General features: G+C 71.1%; 28 protein-coding genes and 1 CRISPR repeat array (1 of these 29 cut by a window edge). Of the genes, 23 read left to right on the forward strand and 5 right to left on the reverse strand.

Annotated elements, in window-relative coordinates; all coding sequences use genetic code 11:
- Window positions 1-1,242: direct repeats of the CRISPR family, unit length 30 nt; unit sequence GTCCTCATAGACCCTTCGAGGGGTCACAAC (it extends 111 nt beyond the left edge of the window).
- Between the two features lie 4 nt (window positions 1,243-1,246).
- The 4 genes from AC07B0_RS38900 to AC07B0_RS38915 form a co-directional block, all read right to left on the reverse strand.
- A complete protein-coding gene (locus AC07B0_RS38900; RefSeq protein ID WP_478900410.1) occupies window positions 1,247-3,655 on the reverse strand; it encodes a hypothetical protein in 2,409 nt (802 codons plus the stop codon).
- A 1,429-nt stretch (window positions 3,656-5,084) separates the two neighbouring features.
- Window positions 5,085-5,681: a P-loop nucleotide/nucleoside kinase family protein gene (locus AC07B0_RS38905; RefSeq protein ID WP_478900411.1), complete on the reverse strand. Its 597-nt coding sequence runs from the start codon at window positions 5,679-5,681 to the stop codon at window positions 5,085-5,087.
- Window positions 5,675-7,018, reverse strand: coding sequence for a UTRA domain-containing protein (locus AC07B0_RS38910; RefSeq protein ID WP_478900413.1), 1,344 nt, complete (start codon window positions 7,016-7,018; stop codon window positions 5,675-5,677). The genes AC07B0_RS38905 and AC07B0_RS38910 overlap by 7 nt, the downstream gene beginning before the upstream one ends.
- Before the next feature lies 1 nt (window position 7,019).
- Window positions 7,020-7,934 carry a sigma-70 family RNA polymerase sigma factor gene (locus AC07B0_RS38915; protein ID WP_478900414.1) on the reverse strand — a complete coding sequence of 305 codons (915 nt, stop codon included), beginning with the start codon at window positions 7,932-7,934 and terminating at the stop codon, window positions 7,020-7,022.
- Window positions 7,935-8,306: 372 nt separating this feature from the next.
- Between AC07B0_RS38915 and AC07B0_RS38920 the strand changes: the two genes are divergently transcribed.
- The 19 genes from AC07B0_RS38920 (at window position 8,307) to AC07B0_RS39010 (ending at window position 22,096) form a co-directional block, all read left to right on the forward strand.
- A complete protein-coding gene (locus tag AC07B0_RS38920; RefSeq protein WP_478900416.1) occupies window positions 8,307-9,167 on the forward strand; it encodes a hypothetical protein in 861 nt (286 codons plus the stop codon).
- A 102-nt stretch (window positions 9,168-9,269) separates the two neighbouring features.
- Entirely contained in the window at window positions 9,270-9,494 is a 225-nt protein-coding gene (locus AC07B0_RS38925; protein ID WP_478900417.1) for a hypothetical protein, read from the forward strand.
- A 145-nt stretch (window positions 9,495-9,639) separates the two neighbouring features.
- The gene (locus AC07B0_RS38930) at window positions 9,640-10,182 is read left to right on the forward strand and encodes a WhiB family transcriptional regulator (RefSeq protein ID WP_478900418.1); all 543 of its coding nucleotides are present in this window, start codon (window positions 9,640-9,642) and stop codon (window positions 10,180-10,182) included.
- Window positions 10,179-10,514 (forward strand): hypothetical protein, encoded by a 336-nt coding sequence (locus AC07B0_RS38935; RefSeq protein ID WP_478900419.1) that lies wholly within the window; start codon window positions 10,179-10,181, stop codon window positions 10,512-10,514. The genes AC07B0_RS38930 and AC07B0_RS38935 overlap by 4 nt, the downstream gene beginning before the upstream one ends.
- A 138-nt stretch (window positions 10,515-10,652) precedes the next feature.
- Entirely contained in the window at window positions 10,653-10,838 is a 186-nt protein-coding gene (locus AC07B0_RS38940) for a hypothetical protein (protein WP_478900421.1), read from the forward strand.
- A 52-nt stretch (window positions 10,839-10,890) separates the two neighbouring features.
- Complete coding sequence (locus AC07B0_RS38945) at window positions 10,891-11,046, forward strand: hypothetical protein (protein WP_478900422.1); 156 nt, start codon at window positions 10,891-10,893, stop codon at window positions 11,044-11,046.
- A gap of 162 nt (window positions 11,047-11,208) precedes the next feature.
- The gene (locus AC07B0_RS38950; protein WP_478900424.1) at window positions 11,209-11,460 is read left to right on the forward strand and encodes a DUF5999 family protein; all 252 of its coding nucleotides are present in this window, start codon (window positions 11,209-11,211) and stop codon (window positions 11,458-11,460) included.
- A gap of 122 nt (window positions 11,461-11,582) precedes the next feature.
- The gene (locus AC07B0_RS38955) at window positions 11,583-11,954 is read left to right on the forward strand and encodes a hypothetical protein (protein WP_478900426.1); all 372 of its coding nucleotides are present in this window, start codon (window positions 11,583-11,585) and stop codon (window positions 11,952-11,954) included.
- A 143-nt stretch (window positions 11,955-12,097) separates the two neighbouring features.
- The gene (locus AC07B0_RS38960; RefSeq protein WP_478900427.1) at window positions 12,098-14,437 is read left to right on the forward strand and encodes a DUF2637 domain-containing protein; all 2,340 of its coding nucleotides are present in this window, start codon (window positions 12,098-12,100) and stop codon (window positions 14,435-14,437) included.
- Between the two features lie 276 nt (window positions 14,438-14,713).
- Window positions 14,714-15,229, forward strand: coding sequence for a hypothetical protein (locus AC07B0_RS38965; RefSeq protein WP_478900428.1), 516 nt, complete (start codon window positions 14,714-14,716; stop codon window positions 15,227-15,229).
- A 3-nt stretch (window positions 15,230-15,232) separates the two neighbouring features.
- Window positions 15,233-15,433, forward strand: a complete 201-nt coding sequence (locus AC07B0_RS38970) for a hypothetical protein (RefSeq protein WP_478900430.1) — start codon at window positions 15,233-15,235, stop codon at window positions 15,431-15,433.
- A gap of 840 nt (window positions 15,434-16,273) precedes the next feature.
- Window positions 16,274-17,941 (forward strand): hypothetical protein, encoded by a 1,668-nt coding sequence (locus AC07B0_RS38975; RefSeq protein WP_478900432.1) that lies wholly within the window; start codon window positions 16,274-16,276, stop codon window positions 17,939-17,941.
- An 11-nt stretch (window positions 17,942-17,952) separates the two neighbouring features.
- On the forward strand, window positions 17,953-18,387 hold the full coding sequence (locus tag AC07B0_RS38980) for a hypothetical protein (RefSeq protein ID WP_478900433.1): 435 nt from the start codon (window positions 17,953-17,955) through the stop codon (window positions 18,385-18,387).
- 27 nt (window positions 18,388-18,414) lie between these two features.
- Window positions 18,415-18,615 (forward strand): hypothetical protein, encoded by a 201-nt coding sequence (locus tag AC07B0_RS38985; protein ID WP_478900435.1) that lies wholly within the window; start codon window positions 18,415-18,417, stop codon window positions 18,613-18,615.
- Window positions 18,616-18,705: 90 nt separating this feature from the next.
- On the forward strand, window positions 18,706-19,548 hold the full coding sequence (locus tag AC07B0_RS38990) for a hypothetical protein (RefSeq protein ID WP_478900436.1): 843 nt from the start codon (window positions 18,706-18,708) through the stop codon (window positions 19,546-19,548).
- Window positions 19,545-20,996, forward strand: coding sequence for an ATP-binding protein (locus tag AC07B0_RS38995; protein WP_478900437.1), 1,452 nt, complete (start codon window positions 19,545-19,547; stop codon window positions 20,994-20,996). The genes AC07B0_RS38990 and AC07B0_RS38995 overlap by 4 nt, the downstream gene beginning before the upstream one ends.
- Window positions 20,997-21,079: 83 nt before the next feature.
- On the forward strand, window positions 21,080-21,271 hold the full coding sequence (locus AC07B0_RS39000) for a hypothetical protein (RefSeq protein ID WP_392847077.1): 192 nt from the start codon (window positions 21,080-21,082) through the stop codon (window positions 21,269-21,271).
- A gap of 31 nt (window positions 21,272-21,302) precedes the next feature.
- Complete coding sequence (locus AC07B0_RS39005) at window positions 21,303-21,509, forward strand: hypothetical protein (protein ID WP_478900439.1); 207 nt, start codon at window positions 21,303-21,305, stop codon at window positions 21,507-21,509.
- 80 nt (window positions 21,510-21,589) lie between these two features.
- On the forward strand, window positions 21,590-22,096 hold the full coding sequence (locus AC07B0_RS39010; protein ID WP_478900440.1) for a hypothetical protein: 507 nt from the start codon (window positions 21,590-21,592) through the stop codon (window positions 22,094-22,096).
- Between the two features lie 85 nt (window positions 22,097-22,181).
- Here AC07B0_RS39010 and AC07B0_RS39015 read toward each other — a convergent pair whose 3' ends face one another.
- Window positions 22,182-22,376 (reverse strand): hypothetical protein, encoded by a 195-nt coding sequence (locus tag AC07B0_RS39015; protein ID WP_478900442.1) that lies wholly within the window; start codon window positions 22,374-22,376, stop codon window positions 22,182-22,184.
- A 114-nt stretch (window positions 22,377-22,490) separates the two neighbouring features.
- On the opposite strand from AC07B0_RS39015, the gene AC07B0_RS39020 reads away from it, so the two are divergent.
- From AC07B0_RS39020 to AC07B0_RS39035, 4 genes are all read left to right on the forward strand, one after another.
- The gene (locus AC07B0_RS39020; RefSeq protein ID WP_478900443.1) at window positions 22,491-23,294 is read left to right on the forward strand and encodes a hypothetical protein; all 804 of its coding nucleotides are present in this window, start codon (window positions 22,491-22,493) and stop codon (window positions 23,292-23,294) included.
- Window positions 23,295-23,327: 33 nt separating this feature from the next.
- Window positions 23,328-23,594 (forward strand): hypothetical protein, encoded by a 267-nt coding sequence (locus tag AC07B0_RS39025; protein WP_478900444.1) that lies wholly within the window; start codon window positions 23,328-23,330, stop codon window positions 23,592-23,594.
- 156 nt (window positions 23,595-23,750) lie between these two features.
- Window positions 23,751-24,311, forward strand: coding sequence for a hypothetical protein (locus AC07B0_RS39030; protein ID WP_478900445.1), 561 nt, complete (start codon window positions 23,751-23,753; stop codon window positions 24,309-24,311).
- 137 nt (window positions 24,312-24,448) lie between these two features.
- A complete protein-coding gene (locus AC07B0_RS39035; RefSeq protein ID WP_478900446.1) occupies window positions 24,449-24,904 on the forward strand; it encodes an RRQRL motif-containing zinc-binding protein in 456 nt (151 codons plus the stop codon).
- Window positions 24,905-24,988 lie beyond the last annotated feature (84 nt).

Below are 24,988 nucleotides of genomic sequence, written 5' to 3' on the forward strand. Positions count from 1 at the left end.
CCGGTCGATGTGCCGGAACACGGGTCCTCATAGACCCTTCGAGGGGTCACAACTTGCTGAGCGACCACCAGTTGGGCGTCGGGGCCGCGGGTCCTCATAGACCCTTCGAGGGGTCACAACCCGTCCCTGGACCAGGCCGAGAGGCGGTCCTCGCCCGTCCTCATAGACCCTTCGAGGGGTCACAACGGATCCGCTGAGGGCTGGCAGGGGGCGGGGGGCGAGGGTCCTCATAGACCCTTCGAGGGGTCACAACGAGTAGTTCTCGGTCGGGTTGGCCAGGTGCGAGGCGCGTCCTCATAGACCCTTCGAGGGGTCACAACGCGATCATCCCGAGCGCCTCGGGCAGGGTCTCGAACGTCCTCATAGACCCTTCGAGGGGTCACAACGTGACGGGGCATCCAGCGGCATGTCCTCCGCGCACCGGTCCTCATAGACCCTTCGAGGGGTCACAACGTGATCTCGAAGGCCCTCGCGAGGGCGGCCAGGTCGTCCTCATAGACCCTTCGAGGGGTCACAACAGCCGGTCCGCCGCCCCACAGCAGCAGCTGCATCTGGTCCTCATAGACCCTTCGAGGGGTCACAACATGACCACCCGGCCGAGCAAAAGCACCTTCGGCGCGGTCCTCATCGACCCTTCGAGGGGTCACAACAGGAGGGCGCGCACTTCCTTGACTCGCAGGCTCGAGTCCTCATCGACCCTTCGAGGGGTCACAACAGGAGGGCGCGCACTTCCTTGACTCGCAGGCTCGAGTCCTCATAGACCCTTCGAGGGGTCACAACATGCGCTTGCCGACCCGACTGCACAGACCATCAGGCGTCCTCATAGACCCTTCGAGGGGTCACAACTCGTGGGGCACGGCGGTGGCCGCGTGTCTGGCGTACGGTCCTCATAGACCCTTCGAGGGGTCACAACAACGCGACGAGAACCTTCGCCGGTCGGGGGATCTTGAGTACTCATAGACCCTTCGAGGGGTCACAACGCGACGACGCGGGTGGGGCGCTGGTCGTAGGGCAGGTCCTCATAGACCCTTCGAGGGGTCACAACACATGCGGCGGGTCGAGTCCACCCAGAAGCGCCGCGTCCTCATAGATCCTTCGAGGGGTCACAACACGAGGTCAACCGCACAACCGGGCGCCCGGCCGTCATGTCCTCATAGACCCTTCGAGGGGTCACAACGAGTTCGCGCGGATAATCCCGGTGGAGTTCGACGTGTCCTCATAGACCCTTCGAGGGGTCACAACGTGGTCATGCGATCACCGCCCCGGTGGCGCCGCCGTCCAGCGGGCGCGCGGCGAGGTCGGGCAGCCGGTCCACCCACGGCGCGGGCGCGGCCGTCTCGGTCCGGGCGGCGGCGCGGACGCGCAGCTGCTCCAGCCGCGTCGCCAGCAGGTACTGCGCGGTGCGCTCCCTCGCCGTGTCGGCGGCCTTCGTCGCCGCCGCGACGGCGTCCGCGCCGGTCGGGTTGTGCTTGAACCAGTGGCGGCCCTGTTCGGTCCGGAACGCGCGCTGGGCCTCAGCCTCGGCCTCCTCGGTCCGGCCCAGCATCTCCAGGGCGCGGCGCCGGTACTCCGAGGTCGCGTCCTGCACGGCCTGGAGCGCGCCGAACGCCAGCACGGACGCGGTGCCCAGCGGGTCCCCATTCAGCTCACCCGGCTCCGCCGAACCCAGGAAATCGTCCACCGCCTTCCGGGCCGCCACCTGGAGCGTTTCCCGGACGTGGAAGACGACGGCGGCGACGGCCTGCGAATCGTCCAGGTCGGCGGACCAGGCGGCCGCGACCATCCCGGCCTCCACCGTCAGGGCCTCCGTCCGGCGCCGGTAGCCGCACACCTCGCACAGCCCGGACGCCTGCTCCTGGCCGCAGTCCTCGCACGGCAGGACCCGCAGCGCGGCCGCCGCGGCCTGGCGCTCTGCCTCGACCAGGGCCGCCGCCTCCGCACGGGCAGCCGCTCGCCGGTCCTGCTCCTCCCGAGCCCGCCGACGGCGCCACATCAGGTCCTCCGCCTCCAACGCGGCGGCCTCACACAGACGCTCCTCGAGGACCCTGCGGCGCTCACGCTCGTCTAAGCCGGGCAGCTGCGCCTCGACCTCGGCGGCGATCCGGGCCCGGCGGGAGCGGCGCAGGTGAAGCACGTTGGCGCAGTTCTCGCAGTCCTCGCCGGAGTCCAGCCGGATCCCGTCGTCGCAGCGCCGGTGCGAGCAGGCCGGCCGCTGCACCAGACCCCGGCGGATCAGCCACCCGTACGGGCCCGTGACCAGAGCCTCGCCGCCAGTCTCCTCCAGCCGGTCGGTGAGCCGGTCGGCCAGCAGCCGCGGCGCACCCTCCGGCGCCACTCCCAGCCCCGCCATCTGCGCCAGCTCCGCCTTCGTGGCTGCCTCCACCTGGTCCTGCTGCCAGCCGGACAGACGCTCCCACAGCCATAAAACCGGCCCCAGAGCCACCCGCAGACGAAGATCAGCCGGAAGGCCCACCCGCCTCTGCTGCTGCGCCTTTTCCCACCCCACGACCTTCGGCTGGCCACCAACCCCAGCCCCGGCAGCGCGCTGCCCAACCCGCTCATCGACCGGGGACACCCTCGGCTTTTCCCCGCGCAGCGGGCCGCCCCCGGCCACCGGCGACCCGGTCGCGGCAGCGGCGGTCTCGCCATCGGCGGGCTCGTCCTCGCGTACGTGCGCGCGCTCCGGCCGACGGCATTCCGCCCCACGGCCTTCGCCGGAAAAGCCACCAGAGAGCTGCAGAGAACCGCCGGAAGTACCCAGGTGAGGGTGGTCAGTGTGAAGGGTTGCCGCAACGTCGGGGTCTGCCACATCAGCCTCATCCGTCATCGGCACGCTGCTGACCTGCGATTCCGTCCCCAGCTTCGACGGCTCACCAGGCCTTGCCGCAACGTCGGGGTCTGAAAACTCGGGCTTCGGAGCCTTCGAGCGGCCCTCCTGGACGTCGTCGGCGGCGGTACGGCCGTGCGCGGCAGCGACCGCCGGCACCATCAGCCGCGACCGGTTCGCCAGGCCCGAGCCCGTGCGCAGACGGACACGGAGCACCAGCTCACGGTCCTCCAGGCGCTCCAGCACCCGCTCCCCCGCCGACGCCGTGCAGCCCAGCAGCCGAGCCAGCGTCGCAGCAGCCCGGCCGCGCTTCGTGTCCACCGTCCCGCCGACCTGCCGAACCCGCCCGGTCTCCTGCGCCTCCAGGACCAGGAGCAGCAGCGCGAGGCGGTCCGTCGCCGCGGCACGACCGGTACGTGTACCGATCAGCCCGGCCGGGGTCACCGAGCCGTCCCGGTGCGTCCAGCCCGGTCCCATCACGGCCTGCAGCAGCCGCCACAAGGTGGCGTACTCCTTCTTCGCCAGGTTCAGCGGGTGCCCGGCCACGTCCTGTGCTGCCCACAGCGGCAGCACCCGGCACTTCAGGCCGGCGTCCTGGAGGTACTCGCCCTCTGCGGTCTCCACCGACACCACGCCCGAGCGGCGCAACTCCGGCACCACGCTGGAGGCCGTGTGCGACGCGGACAGTCCGAGCCACCGTCCCAACTCGGAGGTGCGGATCTCCACCTTCCCGGTCTCCGACGGCGTCCGCGACGCCAGTACCAGTACCGCCAGGCGCACCGCGTCCGGCGCGCCGTCCAGGCCGGCCAGGTCCAGCAGCGAGCGCACCGCGCCACCAAGACGGGCGCGAGCGTCAGGACCGAGCGACAGCGGATGACCCGCCACCCGCTCCGGCACCGGACCGGCTTGCGCCGGGACCGACCGAAGCCGACGGCGTGATGACCCGCCAGCGGACACCTTGCGGGAGCGCGACAGCACGACGGCCGACGCCGCCGCGGCGCTCATCGAGCACCCCCGACGAGCGTCACCGAGGAAGCGCGGACGTCGAGAGGCGCCGGGGCGGACAGGGCGGTGCAGGCGGTCATGGCCGTGGTGTACCAGCCAAACCGGACACCCCCCTTGGGGGCAAAGCGAGGGCGGGGCACAGCGGCGCGAGAAGGGATCACCTCGGCAGCCTGGACCGGCCGCCCTGTGGACAGAGACCGTCGAACCCCGATTGCTCCCAGCGCTCCCGCACGGCGGACAGAAACCTCGGATCGCATCCCGTCACACGGGACGGCCCCTTCGAAGACGCCACCGACGAAGTTGTCGCGGACGCGGGTGGACACCGACCGGACAGACGCGGCCGGGTTGTGACTTCGTACAGGAAGACCCTCTTCCTGACTAAAAGGCGCGAAGGGGCGGATCGCGGACGTTTGGTCCGTCACGTGAAACGCGCGAAACGGCTGGATCGTACCGAAACGGACGGCGCTCGACTTTTCAAGGGACACCAGATCGGGCACTATGGCGAAGACACCTACTTCCATATGCGAGTCGGACCACCCCGTTCACACGGGACGGCCGGCGAGTGGATGAGGGTGCAGCCCCCTTCTTCGCGAAGCGGGGCAGACACCGAACGGCAGGGGGAGATTGCTCCTCTCGTCTCGGTGGGACTGCCGAGCCCCTGTGGTGGGGGTCCTGCAGGACACGCACAGCGGGTGCTGCGCGGCTGTGGTGGCCGTGGTTAGTGGCCTTTGGTGCGGTTGGGTAGATCTGGCTCGATGAGCCGAAGCTCAGGACCGGGTAGTGACCGGGACTGAGCCTTGCCCTGGACGGTGAGTCCGGTCAGGACGCGGCTGGCGCGGCCGAGCGGATGGTTAGTCCGCCGAAGCAGCGCGGCCATGACGGTTACGTCACGCCGACCCCCTCAACAACAGAGGCGGAGTCGGCGTGCCCGCACGCCTGAACGGTGAAAGCGATCACGGCTGTAAACGGCGTGTTGCACGGTGGAGTTCCCGCGCGCGGGTACGCTGCATCCCGCGATAACCTCCCATCAGGTGCATCGTGCGGACGGGAATCCCGTCCAGGAGTCCTCCAAGGCCGTGCCCGGTCATGGGGGACTCTTTGCTGCTATCGGTCACATCTGTGATCACCCTAACCTCCTGTGACGACATGGATGTATGGAGGAAGCGCGGCGTGCTCGAATTGCGGTGTCCGTCGAACGGGAGACGCGATCCGAGAGAGTTGATCAGATAAGCCCGATCGTTTTGAAGGCTGGTCACTGTCGGCCTTCCTCCGCGGAAGGCAGGCGGTCGCGGAGCTGGGCAAGCAGGGCTTTGGGTCGCTCGTCATATACAACATGCGGCTCATCCTCAGTCGGAGGATGGAAGCGCGTGGCGAAGCGCAGCAGGTCTTGCTCGCTGAACTCGATGGAATTGGCGTCGACATCAGCGAGCTGGTTCCGCTCCCGGATTCGTGACCATCGCACTTCATGCGGCACCGGCAGGTACACCAGGGTGGGGACGCCACTAGCCCCTACGACGAGAGCTTGCCATTCGGCCCGCTCTTCTGGTGTCCAGAAGCCGTGGTCGACCACGACGTCGTCGCCGGCCTCCACCAGTCCTCGGAGTTCACCAGCGACATCTTCAAGAACGGGAGCTTCCCGAACTCGGAATTGCCCCCTCGGGAAGTCGACGCCGTACCGGCCATAGCGACGGAACATCTCCTCATCAGGACACAGCCGTGTGAACCCTGCGGCTACGAGGGCTCTTGCCAATGTCGTCTTGCCGGCGCCCGGCATCCCCGCCATCAGAACGACACGTGATTTGTGCGGCACGTCCCCGCCCATGGCCGAGGTGCAAGTTGAGGTCAGCACGTCAGGTCCGCCGTTTCGACGCGTGTACGGCCGGGAGCGCCCAGATCCACGCCGTATTCCAGAGGCCGACCTTCGCGGTCGACGAACCTAGCGGAGAGGACGAGGATCGCTTCGTTCGTACTGGGCTGGAGTTCCAGGAGTTGGGCGTCCTCTGCGGTGGCGATGCGGGCCGTGGTCTCGTCGGTTCGCTTCACAGCCTGCCGACCCGTTTCCTGGGCGATGAGGTCAAGGGACGTGCCGCCGATCAGGCGTTCGTTGCGGAGGAGTGCGGGCACGGCCTGGGCGAACTCGAGCTGGATCCACGAGGTCGAGTGTGCGACAACGCCGTGCCGGTCACGGTAGACGCGGGTTCGCCGGATGACGTCGTCGCCAGCTTCCACCCCCAGTGCCACAGCAACGTTCTGCGGGGCAGGGACGACGGCGGCGGTGTGTCCGTCGGAGCGTTCTCCCGCACCCCATGAAGAACCAGTACGGCGCCCGCGTTCCAGGCGCTGGCCTCCAGAGGAGAGAGAAACGGGCCGACCGATGCGCGCGTACGCCACGGTTGCGTCATCGGATCGCTTGAACCGCGGCCAGCGCTCGCCCGCCGGGTCAGCAAGCTCGACTTCCCGAGTGCGCGCGATTAGGGCCGCCGGCCCCTCGACGCGCAGCAGATCGAGGAGTTGCTCCCAGCTTAGAGCGCCGAAGCTGTCAACGAGTCGACTCGCGCCGTCCGTGAGCAGAGCGGCCTGACGGACCTGGGAAAGGTCGACGCTCCCGGCAATCGCCTCGTCGGCCGCAGCCGGGTCGGTTGCCGCGACCCAGTAACCGCCGGGCCGGTTCCGAAGGCGCCGTTGGACGGTGACGAGCGCGGAGACACGCGCGGCGTGCTCGGGAGTGCCCGTGGGCCCTTGGAGCGCGGCCTCCATCTCCTCGCCCGCCACCTCTTCGACTCGCTTGTCGGTGACGGTCCGGATGCCCTCGTTACTGAGGTCAAGCACCAGCACGTTGTCGGAGAGCACGAGGTAGTCGAGGACTTCCCCCCGCTCACGGATCATCACGACGGTCGATGCCGGGACGGCCTCCTGGTCCAATGCGCAGGTGTCACGATGGAGGTCATTGACCTCGGAGATAGCGCTTCGCAGCGCGTCGCGCAGCGACACCGCGTCGTCACCGATCAGGTTGATCAAGCACACGCCGAGCTGCCGCACGAACCATGGGGTGCCATGGATGCACCCCATGGGCAGGTCCTTGGGTGCGGACAGGCCGTCCAGCACGACGACCCCGGTAGGGCTGACGTGGACAGTGTCCTCGTTCGCGGCGCCCACACCTTGGGTCGAAGCCATGGATACCTGCACTTCAGGCCCCTTCTGGGCGGTAGAACGGCGTGATTTGCTCGCTCGCGACGGTCTCCAGGGTCTCCGGGTCAAAGCGGCTGGAGATGAGGGTCGAGAACCGTCGCGCCTTGAGTTCGCGGTGCACTGTGGCCAGTTCTTGGTTGAGCCAGTGGACGACGCCACCGGAGCCGCGCGCGTGGATGCCAGCAACATAAAGGAAGGTTCCCTTGCCGTCGGGGCGCGGGAGCCGACCGAAGTAGGCGATGTCGCTGTTCTCGCCCCGGTCCATCGGTGAGCGGTAGACCTGGCCGGTGTTGCGGTCAGTGAGGTACCAGCCGTCATCATCTTTGCCGAACCGCAGGTGGGGATCACCTTCGAGGATCTGTTCGATGAGGGGAGACAGCCGAGGGCCGCAGATGACCACGAGGTTGTTGCGGTTGAGCCGGACATTGCCGCCGAGCGGGATCCGCTCGAAGCTGACTTCCAAGCCGACCTCTTCGGCCAGCTCCCGCAGACGCTCGTAGGTCTGGACGTCCTCAGTAGCGATCACCGGGCCCTGGATGGCCTTCTTCTTACCGTCCTTGTCGTTGCTGTCTTCCAGCTTCTCGGCCAGCGCCACGATGACCTTGCCTGAGCCCAGGAAGAGCCTCTCCGGTGGAGCTCCCTTGGCGAGCTGGCTTACGCGTCCCTTGCTGATGCCGAGTTCGGACGCAAGCTGTGTGCTGTTCAACCGGCCCACACGCAGTGTCTCGTTCATTGCCTCGTTGCGGACCGCCTGAAACTCGTTGCCGTAGTCCTGCACCCGGCTGGCGAGACCATGCGCGAGCTTCGCGCGCTCCAGAGGGTCAGGGAGCTCCTTCAGCTGGGACAAGGCGACGTCGAAAGCCGTATCAAGCTGGTCTCTCAGCCCGGCTAGAGCCACATCGTGCGCTTCCATACGTGCCTCCCTTCGTAGGGTCATGTTTACCCCATTAAACCGCACGGGTTCAAGATGGTTGACGCGCGCCGTGACGAGACCTATGGTTTCGGTGGTCGAGAAGTTTAGGGCGCTAAATCACTCGGTTGCGTTCGCTATATCTGCTTGTCAAGCGCCCAGATCATCGTCCTGCAGCTCGCCTCTTTGGAGCGGGCAGGTGGTCGGAGGCGGTAGCGCAACCAAACCCCCCGGCCGGCAGGACTGCTGTACGACCTCAGCGCTGATGCGCTGTCTATCCGCCGGGATCCGGGCTGTTGGTCCGTGGACCTGGTGGGTGGAGAGAGCATCCGCCCCGCGAACACCCCCCCTCTCTCTTCCTGCCGAGGAGTCGCCATGCCTGAGCTCGCCATGCCCAAGGCCGCTAAGCGTAAGGGCCGCACCCGTACCTCCCGCGTCAGCCCCCTCGACGCGATCGCCCTCTCCACCCTGTCGCCCGGTCACATCGACATGCGGCCTGTGAAAACCACGCAGACCCGCCGCATCTCGCTCGTGTGCCCTGGCTGCGGCACCTGGGTGGCCGTGACCCCCCACCGCGGCACCTACCTGCTCAAGACGGTCCCGCACCACACCGGCAAGGCTGGCGTCGCCGCCGCGATCCGCTGCAGCTCCAGCAACCGCTTAGTCGACGTGGACATCACCGACTACGCCTGGCGCCTTCAGTACAGCGACTGGGCCCGCGAGGAGCGGCTCGCCGTCGACGTCACCCGCCACCGCCGCGCCACCGTCCAGACCCTCAAGGCCAGCCAGCCCCAGGAGCGCCCCGCCGACCGGCGCGCCCAGTGGGAGCGTGTGGTGCCCGCCGCCCGCCAGGCCGACGCCGCCCGCACGGTTCCCGCCGACGCGATCCCCACCACCCGCGGCCGGGCCGTCGACGGACCCGCCGGCGCCCCGTTGGCCACGATCCCCCAGACCGCCGGGGACCGGCGCTCAGTTCGCGCCCTGGCCACGGGCGTCCTTCACGCGCTGGCCGACGCCGACCAGCACCGGTGCGCGGGCGACGCCTTGGAGGAGCACATCACCCGCGCCGCCTACACCCACCTGGCTACGATCTGGCGCCGCCCCCTGACCTCGGCAGACCAGCCCAAGCACACCGCCCTGGTGGCTGCGGTCACGGCCGCGCTGCCCGCCCCGACCCCGGGCGAGAACGCCGCCGCGTACACCGTCCGCTGCCGCAGGTCCGCACTCGCGGCCTGACCCGCACCCCGAGACGAACGACCACGGCCCCGGCCGCCCCGCAGTAGGGGCTGCCGGGGCCGTGGCTGCTCGTACGACAGCCACAACCGAAGGAGATCGCAGATGAGCTGGGAAAAGCAGGTCGAGGACGTCTTCAACGGTCTGGCGCGCCAGGCGGCCGCGCAGGCGTACAAGCAGATCAGTGGTGAGGGCTCGGTGGTGCACCAGCGGGCGGACCAGGTGCTGGCCCTGGCCGCCCGCGGTGACAAGTCCGGCCTGGATCGGCTGATTCGGTCGTGGCCCGTGGCCGAGGCTCGGCAGGTACAGGCGGAGATCGAACGCCGCTGAATCCGAGGATCGCCCACAGTCGCCGCCACCCGCGAGGTGCGGGTGGCGGTGGCTGCTCGCAAAGCAGTCAGAGCACGACGAACCCCCGGGCTTTGGCCCCCGGGGGTTCGTCTTTGCAGTCCCCCTCCGGAAAGGGAAGACGCACATGCACAGGATGACATCCACTCAGGCCCGCCGGATGCGGCGCCCGGTACTCCAGGCCGCGATCGACGCCGGCGCCAAGTGCGCCCAGGCCGACACCGACCTCTTCTTCCGTGCCGACGGTGAGCCGCCGGCCACCTGGCAGGCACAGCGCGCCGAGGCGATCCGCTTCTGCCACGGCTGCCCCGTCCGCACGGCCTGCGAGGAGCTGGCCCTGCGCGACGGCGACGGCAACGACCGCGTCGACGACCTGGTCCGCGGTGGCCGTTCCGGCTGCGAGCTGGTCGCCCTCCGCGAACTCCAGGCCCAGCGCCTGGCCGCCGCCATCACCGACGACGAGGCCAGCGACCAGGAGTGGAACAAGCTCACGGACCTCGCCGTGAAGCTGAACCGCGAGGCCCGCAGGATGCCGACCCGGAGCGGTGGCATGCCGCACCAGGCCGCACTCCTGCGGCAGCAGAACGAGCGGATCGCCGAGCTCGCCGCCAAGTTGGCTGTGGTGCGCACCGCCCGTCGCGCCCGTAGCGGCTGGGAGGTCGCGGCATGACCACCACCCTGACCCCCCGCGGCGGAAAGATCGATGACATCGAGCGCAGGGACGACGAGCGCGGCTTCGAGCGGGACGAGACCGACTCACTCCACCAGGTCGGCACCCTCTTGCTCAGGATGGCCGAGCGGGACGACGCCCGGATCCCCGACGGGCGCCGCGCCCGGCGCACCCTCGCCGAGATGGGCTACATCCGGCCCCCGCTGCTCACCTTCAACCTGCCGGTCCGAGCGGCGGATGACGCCTGCAGCCTGTGCGGCTACTGGACCTGCCACTGCCCGGCCGCCGCCGTTCCCGCCGTGCCGACGAGCGCGAGGGGCACGCTCCGGTGAGCGGCTGTGGCCACCCGCCGACCCTGGTCACCGTTAACTCGGTTGGCGCAGACGGCAAGCCGTACCAGTCGGTCCGGCACGAGACCTGCACCTGCGGGACGCCGCCGCAGCCGCAGCCCGAGAACGAGTAGAACCCGCGTGCACATACCGGCCGCCCGTACCGCCCAGCACCACGCGGTACGGGCGATCGCCGCGCGCGGCCTGACCCACCCCCTCACCCAGGCGCTCCTGGCGGCCGCCGTGCTCACTGCGGCGGCCGCCTGGGACGCAGGCCACCACGTCACCGACATCCACCCGCCCTTCGCCCGGCGCGGCAGGAGCTGATCACCCGGTGTCCCGCTCCACCGCCTTGCCGCTTCCCTGATCGGAGTTCGCCATGAAGAGCCGTCCCCGCATCGTGCTGCCCCGGATCGCCTCGCCGAAGCCCGCCGCCAAGACCGAGCCGGCCTCGACGGAGCGGGAGCGCGGCACGATCCCGCTCCGCGCGGGCTGGACCGTCCCGGACCAGTGGACCGCCGGCCCCGGCCACTGAGACAGAGCAACGGCGAGCGCTCCCGCAGGACGGGAGCGCCCACCAACTTTCCGCCCGCCCCACAGCACCAACACCGGTCGGCCGCCCGCACGACGGGCGGCCGGCCTTTCGCACGCCTCCAGCCCGGGAGAGTCTCGGGCCCGCACCCCCACAGGAGAGCCCATGCGTACCAGCATCCAGCTCAGCACCGTTACGGCCGCCGGGAACAGCCGGCTGCCGGCCTCGCTCTGCACGCACACCCCGACCTGCCCGACCGCCGACAGCCCCGACCGTGAGGCCGCGCGCACCATCGCCTCCCACCCCGAACAGGGCTGGTCGCTCCTCTGCAACTCCGTCCTGGTGTTCGAGGACACCGGCGAGCTGCTCCCGGACGGTCAGATCATCGCCCCGCACCGCCCCCGCGCCGCGGTCTGACGGCTGCCTGATCCGCCCGTCCCGACCGCCGAACCCCGGCGGCCGGGACGGGCGGTGACTGGGAGCCGGGCAGTCCGGATCCACCGGCCTTCGGAGCCGGTGTACGCGAGTGAGGAGAGCACATGACCCAGCCCCAGACGCAGGCCGTACAGCCGAAGGTCACCTACACCAAGGGCGACTTCGTCGTGTTCCGCGACGTCGAGAAGTTCTGGCTCGGCAAGCCCGGCAACACCTTCGTCGGCCGGGTGGAGCGGTCCTGGATCCACGCCGACACCGGCAAGGTCCTCTACGACCTGGTCGAGCTGAGCGCCAACCGAGCCCGCGCCGGGATCGACCCCGACTACATGCGGCTGCTCCCGGCCACCGACGCGATGCACGACATCGACACCGCGCCGCTCAGCGAGACGGACACCGGGGCGATGACCCCGGCCGCCGTTGCCTGGCTGCGCCAGCACCTCGGCAAGGACAGCAGCGCGCTGCCCGCCCGCCCCTGACGGCCTGCTGCACGCAGACGGCCCTCCGAGTCCCCGGCATTGACGCTGCCGGGGCCCCGGAGGGCCTGGTCCTGACCCTACCGACCGACGCCGACCCGCGGTGGCCTCCTGCACGAGGCGCCGGAGTAAGAGAGGACACCCCCGTGGCCAACACCACCGCCCGGCGCAGGCGCAAGCCCGCCCCGCCTGCCAAGCCCCGCGGCGCCGGACGCGCCGCCAAGACCACCGCCACCGAGGCTTCGATCCCCGCCCAGGCCGCCACGGAGGACACCATGCCGCTGGTGCTGGTACACGAGGAGGCTGACCCGGTCCTGGCCGACGCCGCCGATCGCGCCGCCGACCTCCGCGACCAGGCCGCCGCCGACGCCGCCCGGATCCTCGCCGAAGGCGAGGCCCGCGCCGCCGAACTGCTGGACGGCGCCCGAACGGAGGCGGCCACCCTCACCGCGGAGGCGACCGCTGAGCAGTCCCGCCTCCTGGCCGAGGCTGCCACTGCCGCAGAGCGGGCCCGCAAGGACGCCGAGACCACGGCGGACCAGCTGCTTGTCGCTGCCCGCGAGAAGGCCGAGGCCCTCACTACCGAGGCGACCGGCAAGGCCGACGAGCTCCTGGCCGACGCCGTCACGGCCGCCGACCAGCTCCGCAAGGACGCCGCGACCACCGCGGCCGGCGACGCCCAGCAGGTCCGAACCGACGCCGAGGCGGCGGCCGAGCAGCTGCTCGCCGCCGCCCGCGGCGCCGCCGAGGCCCTCACCACCACCGCGTCCGGGAAGGCCGAGGAGGTCCTGGCCGACGCGCAGCGCCGGGCGCAGGAAGCCGTGAACACGGCGGCCGCCGACGCCGAGCAGGCCCGTACGGAGGCCGGCCGGGAGGCAGCGCAAGTCCTCGCCGACGCGACGGACAAGCGCACCGAGCTCCTGGCCGAGGCCGAGTGCACCGCCGCTGACACCCGCACGCGGGCGGCCCAGGACGCCGAGGAGCTCCTGGAGCGGGCCCGCACCGATGCGGAGCGGACGCGTACGAGCGCGGACGAGCAGGCCGCGCAGGTGCGGGCCGGGGCGGAGAAGATGGCCGCTGGCCTTCGCGCCGACGCCGAGCGCGCACTTGCCGACGCCCGCAGGTCCGCTGAGGATCTGCGGGCTGCCACCGACAAGGACGTCCGCAGGCTGCGGGAGCAGGCCGAGACGGACGCGAAGACGGCCCGGGAGGCGACGGCCAAGGCCACGACGGACCAGGCCGCCGCCGCGCAGGTCCTGGCCGAGGCCGAGCGGGTCCTCGAGGCGGCCACGCAGCGCACCGTGCAGCGGGCCCGCCGCCGGGAGATCCGGGCTGAGTCCCGCGCCACCCGGCGCAGGATCTGCGACGAGGCCCGGCCCGTCGGCGGGGTCCCGCCGCTGTCCGGGCAGGAGTTGCTCTTGGTCGCCGGGATCGTCCTGGCGGCCGCGGTCGTCTCCACCCTCGGCCTGCTCTCCTCCTACACCGCCCTGGAGACCAAGGCCGCCGGGTGGGGCTGGGAGTGGCCCTGGCTGCTGCCGGTCGGCGTCGACGTTGCCATCCCCGCGTTCACCGGCGCCAACCTGGTTCTGATCCGTATGGGGATGGAGCTCCGCTGGATCCGCTGGGTGCCCCGGGTGCTCACGGCGGTGACCGTGTACCTGAACTGGAACGCCTCGGATTCCGCGGCGGGCCGCATCGGGCACGCCGCCCTCACCCTGCTGTGGGTGGTGTTCTCCGAGATCGCCTCGCACGTGTACGCCACGAAGATCGGCGCGGTCACGGGCAAGAAGCGGATGGAGACGGTGCGGCGCTCGCGCTGGATCCTCGCCCCGATCCCCACCGCCCGGCTTCGCCGCCGGATGATCCTGTGGGAGATCACCTCCTACGCGGAGGCGCTCACCCGGCTCCAGGAGCGGACCTATCTGCGGGCGCAGCTGAAGGAGGAGTACGGCTGGCTGTGGCGGTGGAAGGCGCCGCTGGACAAGCGGATGGCGCTCAAGCTCGACATCGCGCCCGCCGCGCTCGCAGACGCGCTCACCCCCGAGGACGCTCACACCGTCGAGCGCGCGGATGTGAGCGCCGACGCTCACCCGGAATCGGGCGGCGCTCACCCCAAGGTGAGCGCGCTCACCTCCGGCGGCGGTGAGGGCGAGCGCGAGCGCCCGGCGCTCACCCGGGGCGCTCAGGAGGGCGAGCGTCCGGTGGAGGACGAGGACGCTCACCGAGCGGAGGGCGGCCGAACCCACAGCGAGCGGGACGCGCTTACCGAGCGCCGCCACGACCGCATCCGTCTCCTCTACACCGAGCTCGGGCGCCGTCCGGAGTGGACGGAGATCCGCGACGCGCTCACCGCTGCGGGTCTGTCCGACGAGCCGGTCTCCCGCCCGACCGCCCAGCGCCTGCGCGCTCAGGTCGAGGAGGGCACCCCGAGCGCCCCGGCGAGCGCGAGCGTGAGCGCCGGGGCGAGCGTCCCCGTCAACGCCTGAGCGCCCAGCACGCTCTGCGCTGGACCTGAGCGCCCATCGGCGCTCAGCTTTCCTGCCGCTCATGGTCGCCCCCGGTCCGCGCTCACGCTCCCCCGAGCGTGAGCGCGGACCGGTGACGGCCACGGCCGGCAGGCCCGCGGTCCGCACCCTCCCGGAGCGGGGGCGCGGACCGCCCGCCCGAACCGAGCACCACCCGGCCCCGCACGCACGCCTCGGGGACACGGACCCACGACCCCTTCCCCCTCTCCCCACCCCGAGACCTGGAGGTCTTCTGCCATGCCCGAGAACAGCAACCGGTGGACCTCGGACCATCTGATGAAGCCCGGCGGCACCGCCGTCTACGCCGCCCAGCAGCGCGAGCGGCTGCGGCAGATGGCCGACGAGGTCAGGGCCCTGCTCGGCGAGTACCGGGCCGACCTGGAGAACATCCAGTTCGACGGGGACAAGCCCTTCGAGGCCCGAGTCCGGGCCTTTCTCGCTTCCCGTCCGCTGGCGCAGCTCGAAAAGGACCTGCGGGACGCGGTGAACCACGCCGGAAGGCTCGACGCCGAATATCAGCGGCGCTATGTCGAACTGCCCGCCAGGCGTGAGAAGAAGGCGGAGAAGAAGGAGCTGGAGAAGGTCCACAAGAAGGGCCTGGCGACCGCCCGCGCGGTCAACGCCGCCGGGTGCCTCAACGGCCTCACCAGCGCCCTGGCTGAGCCGGGTGGCGATGGGAAGGGAGTGGTGCAGGAGACCGGCACGGACGGCGGTCAGAGCACTTTCCTGGACTTCCTGGAAAAGAGGGCCTGATAAGTGTCCGGCCACCTTTCCAAGGGTCAGACGAAGCGCTGGAACAAGCGCCTGGCGGAGACCACCACGAACAAGGCGCGGGCCACCGCGCTGTGGGACCTGGCCCGACTCCTGGCGGGCACCGACGACAAGGCGTGGGCCGACCTGGTCGTGCTGCTCCGGGGCTGGACCACGGAGCAGCAGGGCCGGCCCGCCTCGTCGTAACGCTCCGCGCTCATCACCGCTCATCATCACCGCCTCACTCCGTGAATCCGGGGGCTCCGTCATGCGCGCCTATAAGCGCGCGTGAGGCCCCCGGATCCGTGACCCGGAGTGACTGACCGAAGGAGACGGCCGATGGCCGACGACGACGCCGGGGGGACCGTCTTCGACTTCCCCGGCGGGCTGACGATCCCGGGGCCGGTGGGCAGCGCCCCGCCGGCCCCCGGGGCCGTCACCCCCGCCCTGACCGCCCTGCCCACCCTGGCGCCCCCGCCCTCCCTGCTGGTCGCGGGGAATTCCGACGTCGGCGGTGGCGCCGACACCACGGCCGCACACGCCGACCCCGGAATTCCGGACAGCCCGCAAGGGCAGGGAATCGCCGCCATGTCCGTGGTGATGATGGCCGGTATTACCGTCGCCGCAATGCGCGGTGCATGGAATGCCGCCGCTTATCTGAAAGCCCGCCACGAACATCATCGAGCCATTGCAGATAAGCGGCAGGCGGCAGCCGATAAAGCCGCCATCGGACTGGAAACGGCACGCCAGAAAGGCCGCTTGCAGCCCGGCCCGGAATTCGGCCGCAGCACCCGCACGGCGGGCGGCGGAGGAGGCCGGACCAACTCCGGAAAGAACTCCCCGCCCAGCACGTTCCGGTCCCCCAGCGGTTCCAAGTCGCCGGGCGCCTCCGGATCCAAGGCGCCCACCAAGGGTCCTGGCGGGGCCTCTGGTGGCCGTACGCCCTCGCTGGGCATCGGCGGGCGTGGAGGCGGCGGTGGAGGCCGCAGAGGCGCCCTGGAGTCCTCCAGGGCAAAGGGTCCTGGAATGCCTGGAGTTGGGGGCGGAATGAGCCCGACAACCGGCACCAGGAACCACTCGGGAAGCCTCTCCGGAGCCGTCCGCGACCGGGCCGCCGACCGGATCCGCAACGGCCCCAAGCCGAAGAGCGGCACCGGCACTTCCGGCAAGTCCGGCGGGGGCGGCGGCACCACACCGTCCTCCGGCTCGAAGCCGGGCCGCGGGACCGGATCGAGCCCGGCCGGGACCAAGCCCGGCACGGGCAAGGGAACAGGCACGGGCACGAAGCCCGGCACCGGCAGCGGCACGAAGCCGGGCTCGGGGAAGGGAACGGGTACGAAGCCCGGCTCATCCGGCACCAAGCCCGGCCCGGCCGGAACGGGTCCGAAGCCGGGCCGCAAGCGGCCGTCCTCGTCCACTCCGTCCACGAGCCGCAAGGGCAAGGGCAAGAAGGGCAGGCGGAAGTCGGGTGCCGGCGGCTCCCCGAAGCGCAAGGGCGCGGCGAGGGTCACTCTCCCGGCGGCCATCGCGGCGGAATCGGAGCGGCGGCTGAACAAGCGCCGCAAGCAGCTCACGCCGGTCCTGACCACGTTCCCCAAGGGCAAGAAGAAGGGGAAGAAGACGCCGGCCCCGGCCGGGACGGCGACGCCAGGTACGCCGAAGGTCGACCTGACGAAGAAGCCCAAGCCCAGCACGGCCGCACCGAGCGGCACGGCGACGCCGAAGGTTGACCTGACGAAGAAGCCCAAGCCCGCCACCACCGCGGCGGCCGGCAAGGGCCCGAAGGTGAACCTCCGCAAGAAGGTCAAGCTCACCAAGAAGCCCCGGACGCCGGGGCCGGGCGCGCCCGCGGGTACGACGCCGAGGCCGCCGGTGAATCTGCGCAAGAAGGTCCGCCTCACCAAGAAGCCGCGGAAGCCCGGACCGGGCCCGGCCGCCGGTCCCACCGGCAGCACGGGCACGACCAGGCCGACGCCGACCGGCCCGGCCTCCAAGAAGAAGGGCGACCAGCGCCGTTCGCTCCGCGGCTGGTGGGAGCGGGCGGGAGCGCGTCGTTCCGGGCGGTCGGACCCGGATCCGTCCAGCTCCACCAGCTCGGCCACGACGGCTGGACCGGACCCGGCATCGGCACCGGCCGGGGGGTTCGGCCCGCCCTCGGGCTGGGGCTACGCCGAGGGCACGACCATCACCGTCGAACAGGCCGGCGGCCAGGTTTGGGAGGCACGCCAGCGCGAGGCGCGACGCAGGGCCGGGGTCCCGGCCGGAGCGATTCCCGCAGCACGAAAGGGAGGATCTGTAGTGACCGTGCCCGTCCCGACGAAGGCACCGAGCACCCAGTACGCGGACAGTGACCTGACGATCTACGACGTCATCGAATCCGACGCCGACATGGCCGAGGAGATCATGGCGGGCGTCGATGAGGCCCGCGCCGCCGCGGACGGCTGCGAGACGATGATGACGCGGCTGGAGGCCCTTCACACGAAGATCGTTGAACTCAAGGTGCCCGGCGTCCTGGAGGGCTGGGTCCTGATCCTCGCGGAGAAGGCCGTCAGCGTGAAGGCGAAGGCCGAGGCCCTGGCGGAGAAGCTGCCCGCTGCCTCCGAGTCCATCCGCACCGCCGGTGAGAACGCCGAGCGCCGCCACAAGCCGCTCGCCGACGTCACCCGCGACCACGGCCACGCCGCCCCCGCCGAGCGCGACTACCACGTCGAATAGGAGAACCCATCGTGTCCGACCTTGTACCCGTCATCGGCGGCGCTCTCCGGGCGACCGGCTCCGCCATCGTCGGCGCCGTGCGCTTCGGCATTGTCGTCGCGCAGCTGACCGCAGCTAGTGCCACCATGGCGGGCTTGTCCAACCAGGTCCGCTCCACCTTCAAGTACGTGGAGGACTGCGCGAAGTCGGTCGACAAGCTTGCCGACCTCGCCGCGTCCAAGGCTGTCGACCAGTCCACCGTCAACGAGCACCGCGAAGCGGCGACCGTGATGCGGTCTTGCAAGGACGAAGCCGAAGCCATGGCCGTGGAGTGCGAGGAGATGAGCGCGCTCTTCCACGAGACCGCCGACGGGCATATCGCTGACTACGGCGCCGTCGCGGACGCCGCCAGCAACATGCCCGACGGCATCGAGATGGCCGACCGCACCTTCTACAGCAACCGCTGACCCGCCCACCCTGAAGAGGAGAAGCCAATGCGTGACCGGAAGCTGTTCAACGCCCTCAGCCGCGAGGACCAGGCGGAGGCCGGCGGCGGCCTGACCGCCACCGACCGCACCACCTGCTACCCGCACCAGTCCTGGTCCGGCGACTGCGCTGACCAGCACACCTCCGGCACCGGCCGGGGCATCGACGAGCGCGTCGACCTCGACTACCTCCGCGGCAACGACAGCTGACCAACAACCTCACTCGCAGAGCACGAAGGGCGGCGAACCCCACGACGGGTTCGCCGCCCTTCCCTATGCCCTGACAAGGAGAGCTCACCGATGATCCGCCTCGGACCCCTGCGCGGCCGCTTCGCCCTGGCCCGCAACGCCGTCGGCCGCGTCGCCACCGTGGCCGGTACCGGCGCGCTCGCCACCGGCGCCTTCACCCACGACCTCTACGCCCCCTTTGTCCTGGCCGCCCTCGGCTGCGCCGGCTGGGGCGCCGCCTGGTCCCTCACCCTGCGACGCGACGCCGCGGGCAACACCGCCATGGGCCTCTACATGGCCCCCTCCGTCTTTATGGCCGTCCTGCTCACCGCGCAGCGGATCATCCCCGGTATCGACTGGTACTGGGAGCTCCTCGCCGACGCCGGATGGAGTGCTGCCGTCCTGTACGTGCGCCCGGCCCGGGTGGCCCGCATCCTGGTCGGCCGCGAGAAGTCCCTCACCCCCGAGGCGATCGAGCAGACCCGCGAGCTCCTGGTCCAGGACGACGTCCAGGCCGGGCCGCAGCACCCGCAGGCCGTGTTCTGGGCGCAGCACGTCGCCATCGAGGGCGGCGCCGCCCCGAACACGGTGCTGGAGCAGATCGAACGCACCGGTGAGCAGTCGATGACCGCCGTCATCCGCTCCACGCTGCCCGGCAAGCCGGTCCCGAAGATCGACCTGCTGGAGCTGTCCGCAGCCATCAACTGGCCCGAGGACGAGATCGTCATTACCCCCGTGCCCCGCCAGGGCTCAGGGGTGCGGCGGCTGACCGTCGGCCAGGCCCCCGAGGAGGCCATGGACCTCTACACGGCGTGGGAGAAGCTCATCGCCCCCAAGGGAATGCCCTCCACGGTCATCACCGCGATCCGCACCGTCGACATCCCCGACGAGGAGACCAAGGAGCTCCCCGCATGAGCAGGATCTACGAGCTGACTGTGGAAGCGGCCGAGCCCGGCGACATCATCACCTACCACCCGCAGCGCCTCGCCGCGGCGCTGAACATCGCGGACGTCAACCGGCTCGCGGTGGAGACCAGCGTCATGGGCACCAAGGCCCTGGTCACCATCTACCCGCACGACCCGCTCGCCCGCGTCATCCTCGCGGGCCCCGAGATGCTGGTCATGGACGCCCGCGGCCGCATCTGGATCGGCCGCTACCACAACGGCCGGCCCTCCCTGCTACGCCTGTACGACCCGGCGTCCGGTTCCGCGCAGCGCCTGCTGCTGTTCGGCACCACCGGCGCGGGCAAGTCCACCGCCGGGCAGATCATACTCGCCGCGATGAAGCGCTCCGGGATCGCCGTCCTGTACGCCGACCTCAAGGGCGGCCAGTCCGCACCGGAAGCGTTCGGGCAGGCCGGGCCCGGCCTGGACGGCAACGTGGCCTGGAGGGTCACCACGCAGGAAGGCACGATGGCGCAGCTGCGCACGACGTGGCTGACCATGATGGACCGCCAGGAGCGCTACGCCCGCCTGGGCCGCTCCAAGTTCCTGCGCGACCGGCCCGACCCGATGATCTACCAGATCATCGACGAGGCCAACAGGTTGCTGGAGAAGGGCGCCCCGTACCGGGACGAGGCCACCTTCTACATCAAGGACATCGGCCGCACCGGCCGCAGCCTCGGCGTCGGCATCGGCCTGTTCGCGCAGGCCGGCCACCTTGAGGAGATGGGCGGCAGCGACACTCTCCGCGCGATGTTGAAGGAAGGCGAAGTGGTCCTGCTGCGCTGGACCAGCTCGATGATGAAGCAGCTGGTGACTGACGGCCTGCTGCCTGCCGGGCAGGTTCTCGCGCCGATCCCGAAGTACGCGGGCGAGGTCGACCTGGTGAGCCAGTTCGACGAGGAGCACGACGACAGCGACCTGCCCGGCACCCAGGGCACCGCGTACAACGTCAACGGCCGCTACCCCACCAGCAAGATGCGGTTCTGGAACATCGGGTCGGCCACACCCACCGAGGGCCTGGACCCGGAGGTCCTCGACCTTTACGGCCGCCCCGGTGCCCCGCCGGAGATCGAGGAAGACGCCTGGGGCCTGATCGGGGACGCCTACTGCCAGCGCCTGGACGGCATGGAGGCGTACCGGGCCGTCTTCCCCGAGCCCGAGGAGGACGAGGACGGCGAAGGCGGCGGGGGCGGCAAGAAGAAGAGCAGCGGCGGCGGGGCCAAGGCGGCCCCCTCGCCGGTCCCGGCCGCCGCGGCCAAGCCGAAGGCCCGCACGCTGCGCGACCGCATCCAGTCCGTCCTGGACGCGCACGACGACCCGCTGGACGCCCTCCAGATCCTGGAGCTCGTCAACGCCGACGGCGGCCGCGAGGTCAAGCTCGGCAGCGTCCGCAACACCCTGACCGCGATCAGGAACTGACCCGCACCCTCGCCCCACCGCCCGGCGGGCCGGGCACTACGCCCGCGCCCGGCCGTCGGCCTTCCCGAAGGAGCTCACCCGCTGTGGCGCTGACCGTCTCCCTGGTCGTCTTCGCCGGAATCCTCGTCGTGGTCCTGGTCCGCACCGGCTACCTGCGGCTGTGGCCCGCGCTCGCCGCCGTCCTGTTCGGCTTCTCCCTCGCCTCCACCGGCATCGCGCCCGCCATCAACAGCACGATCGGCGGCATCGCCGGATGGCTCGGCACCCTCGGATAACCCCGCCCAACGAACCGATCGGAGCCCCGCCATGAACCGCCCCCTGTTCGTCGTTGGCGAAGCCGCCACCGTCCTCGCCAACGACCCCGAGGCCCGCCGCCTGCTGAACCAGCTGCTGCTTGCCGGACGCAAGAACGGCGTCCAGGAGCAGCCCGAGCCGGAGACCGGCCCGCGGGCCACCCTGCGGCTGCAGTACCCGACGCTCGCCGCGTTCGAGGCCGCCGCCTACCGGCAGTAGCCCGCCCCGCTCCCCCACCCTCGCGCCCTCCCCGCAGCCCCGGCCGGGAGGGCGCGGCCGTACCCGAACGGAGAAGCACGATGGACTTCCACCCCACCGCCGGCCGCCCGATGTCCGACTCCGAGGCCGCCGCCGAAGCCCAGCGCATCATGGACGCGAGCTTCCGCACCGAGCCGCCCGGCACCTTCCCGACGTCGTACCGCGACCACTCCCCCGTGCCCGCCTACGGCGACACCCCGCCCGTCCAGCAGCCCGACCAGCGGATCGTCCCGGCCTGGGCGGCCGGGATCGCGGTCGCGAGCATCGGCGTCGGCGCCGGGGTCACCGGCATCGGCTGCGGCGCCTGGCTCGTGCTCCAGGGCCTGGCCTCCGTCAGCCTCGCCGGAGTCCTGATGGTCACCCTGCCGTTCGCGGGCCTGGCCATGGCCGCCACCGCGATCGGAGGCGCGATCAACCGCGCCCGCTCCGCCGTCACCAAGACCGTCAACGTCTACGAGGGCCCAGTCACCATGCGAACCGACATCACCAGCAACAGCACCACGCGCGGCATGTTCTTCGCCCGCACCCGCAACGACATCCACCACTGACCGGCACCCTGCGTCGTACTCGAACCCCGCCCCGGCCGGGCCGGGAGTCGAGTACGGGACAGGCCCCCCGGAGCAGCCCGCGCGCTCAGTCGTCGTCCAGGTAGATCAGCAAGCGGCCGTACTCATCGACCTCCGCCTCGTAGATCACCCCATCGACGATCGCGTGGTCGACGACGACCTCGTAGTCGTCCTCGTCGTCGATCCACAGCACGCCGTCGTCGTCCGTGGACGCCGGATAGATCACCCCGTCGGCGATCACCGAATCGAACTCGAATGCCATCGCGCCCCCTCGCTGCTCCCTGGCCTGCGCCCAGCCTGGCCCACCACCAGGCCCCGGCAACAGAGCCATGCCCATCCGTACACGCCGTCACCGCTCTTGAAGGAGAAGCCGACCATGGCCGACCACAACGACCGCACCCCGAACATCCCCGGCCCGCGTCAGCAGTCCCCGGCCGCCGGCCACGGGCTCCCCGCGGCCGCGCCCCTGCTGCTCGAAGAACTCGAGGACAAGCCAAAGCGCACGCAGGCCCTGCGCGTCTGGTGGGCCGACGCCTGGGACGACGGCGGCGTCCTGCACGACCGCTGGGAGGACCTGCGCCAGGCCCCGGCCCTCGGCTGGCACGGCACGGCCAACTGGCTGAAGGCACTGCTGGGCCTCGCCGGAATCTCCTTCGTCATCCTGCTGATGGACAGCGCGACCGACGCCCTGGCCGCCATGCTGCACAGCCTGCTGACGGCCGCGCCCCGCGTCCAGGTCGGCACCGACACCTCCACCGGCGTCTTCGCCGTCATCGACCAGCCGATCCGCACGTACATCGCCGCGCACTCCCCCGCGCTGACGATCAGCGCCTCCACCGTCTACACCGTCTGGCAGCTGGTCGGCCTCTTCGGCCTGATCGGAGGGTTCGTACGCAGCAGCGGCGCCCGCATCACCTGGACCGCCTGGGGCGCGGCCAGCATCGCCATGGTCCACAGCGCAGCACCCGCCGACGGCCGCACCATCGCCACCGGCCTCGCCGTCCTCGCCTGGACCGCCACCTCCGCCTTCGCCCTGCGCGGGCTGACCCTGCGCCCGGCGTTCTTCACTCACATCCACAACGGCGGCCACCAGATCGAGCCGCACATCCACCTCCCGGCCCCGGCCGCTCCGGGGGCCGACGACACCCCGGACAACGTGCACCCCCTCCAGAAGCGCTGACCCGCGACCGCCACCGAACCCGAAAGGCACGCCGTGAAGCTGGACGAGAACGAACTCTGGGCTGGCACCTTCCACGGGCGCCTCGACGGCGCCCCGGCCGAGGTCACCGCCACCCACGACGACACCCGCCCCGAGCCGTACGCCTGCACCTGCACCTGCACCTGCACCTGCGGCGCGACCCGCAGCTTCGCGACCGCGGACGCGGTGTTCCCCACCGCCTGGCGGCACACCCACCCCAGCCGCCTCGACCGGCTGCGGTCGTGGGCCACCCGCCTGCTGCGCACCCGCACCGCCCGCTGACCCGACGCCCTGCCTGGCCCTCGCCCCCGTCCTGCGGGTCGGCGAGGACCGGACAGGCCGCCCGGCCGCACCCACCACCGCCATGCCCCGCCGACACCAGCACGACGTCGGCGGGGCGCGGCGCTGACCACCGTTGACCGGCAGGAGAAGGATGCGATGTACGAGCTCGACGAGCACATGCCCTACCGGCATGCCCGCTATCAGTTCACCCCGCTCCCGCTGATTCAGCGAGGGCTCGCTTTCCACGAGGCCGGCCACGTCGTGCTCGGCCAGCTGGTCGGCTTCACCTGCGAGCGTGTCCGGATCCACCCCATCACCCGCGACGGCGTCACCGGTTGGACCGGCGCCACTACTTGGGCGAGGTCCTTCGGCACCTACCTGGACGTGGCCGTGGTCTGCGGAGCCGCTGGCCAGGCCGCCGACCTCCACCAGCTCGCCGAGGACGGCCGCCTCACCCCAGATACAGCCCGCCTCTGCGCGGCCGACCACGACAAGCAGATGGCGCTCAGCATCCTCACCGCCGAGGGCGTCCAGGTCACCGAGACCAGCCCCGCCCCCGACGGCGGCCTCGCCTGGGACCACGTCATGGCCACCGCCCAGCAGCGCGTCGACCGCGAGTGGCACCGCATCACAGCCGTCGCCGAAGCCCTCCTCGCCGCACCCGACTTCACCCTCACCGGCACCCAGGCCGCGCAGATCGCCGCCATCGCCGCCTGATCCGAGCACCGCCCCACCGACGACTGGAGGAACAGCCCGTGCTCATCCCCCGCCCGGATCGGACGGCCCCGCCCGCAGCGTCCCGGCCCCCGCTACCCGCACCGCCCCGACCGGCTGCCCACCGCCTGGCGCAGGTGATGCCCCGCCCGCAAAAGAAGCGCCGCCGCGAGATGAACCGGGTGCCGCGCAGCGACGCACTGATGCCCGAGTACGACCGCGGGGCCGTCCCTGAGGGCCTGGTCACCCGGCGCCAGTTACGGGACATGGGCCTCAGCCCCGGTGACAACGAGGGCGCGGCCGCGATCCTGCGCTGCCGCCTGTGCGCCACCCGGCCGCAGTGGTCCTGCACCCACCCCACCTGCGGCTACCTGCTCCGCGTCGACCTAGCCAAGCCCAAGCGCGTCCCGACGCTCGCCCAGGAGCGAGCCCCGGACCGGGCGATGGCGGCCCGGCAGACCTGCGGCCAGTGCGGCCGCCGGTTCTACATCTGCCTCTCCAAGAAGCTCGGCTGCTGCCTGGAGTGCTTCGACGGCACCCCCGCGGACCCGAGCAGCTGCATGACGGGCCCGGTCACGCACCGGCTGGCCGCGTGAGCCAGCCCCGTCCCGACCACGCAGGCCGGGACGGGGCCCGCACAACCGGACGGCCGCAGCACCGGCAAAGCCGACCGTCCGCTC

The organism is Streptomyces sp. NPDC044704 (genome assembly GCF_056433525.1).